Below are 610 nucleotides of genomic sequence, written 5' to 3'. Positions count from 1 at the left end.
ATTTCCAACAAACTTTTTGGTTGTTTCGGCCACACGTTTTCCAAGGGCCCTTCCTAAAGCAAGATCATTTTGATTAAGGATGTTGTCAGATTCATCAACCGGACATGTAATTCCAACCCCATAATAGGAGCCATAGGTGGCATTTTCCGGAATGTTTCCGGGTAATCCGACAATGATCATTCCTTGATGCAGCATCGGAGTAATCAAGTTTAACATGGTGGCTTCGACCCCGCCATGAGTGGTAGCCGTGGTACAAAATACAGCGCCTATTTTCCCTACTAATTTCCCGTGGGCCCACAGATAACCTAATTTATCTATCCAGGTTTTTAAACCTGCACTTATCGTTCCAAAGTGTCCCGGGCATCCCCAAATAATGGCGTCCATATCTTCAAGGTCTCTTACGTTTGCATTATTGACATGATTTATATATACTTCCGCACCGTTGACACTTTTTGCCCCTTCGGTAATGGCCTCCGCTAATGCTTGGGTATGTCCGTTATCACTGTCAAATACTACAGATATTTTCATTGTTGTATCTCCTCCGTTAAATTGAGTAATTGATTTTAGTAATTCATTTAGGAATTGTGCTGGAACCTTCGAATAGCATCCC

At 42.3% G+C, this 610-nt stretch carries 1 protein-coding gene; it reads right to left on the bottom strand.

Annotated elements, in window-relative coordinates; all coding sequences use genetic code 11:
* Nucleotides 1-528, bottom strand: a 528-nt coding sequence (locus KW850_RS32655) for an NAD(P)H-dependent oxidoreductase (RefSeq protein ID WP_218351727.1), incomplete at its 3' end; no start/stop codon positions are given.
* Nucleotides 529-610: the final 82 nt, after the last annotated feature.

The sequence above is a fragment of the Bacillus sp. sid0103 genome (genome assembly GCF_019219025.1).
The sequence above is the reverse complement of the archived record's forward strand: the minus strand, read 5'-3'. Positions and strand labels throughout refer to the sequence as shown.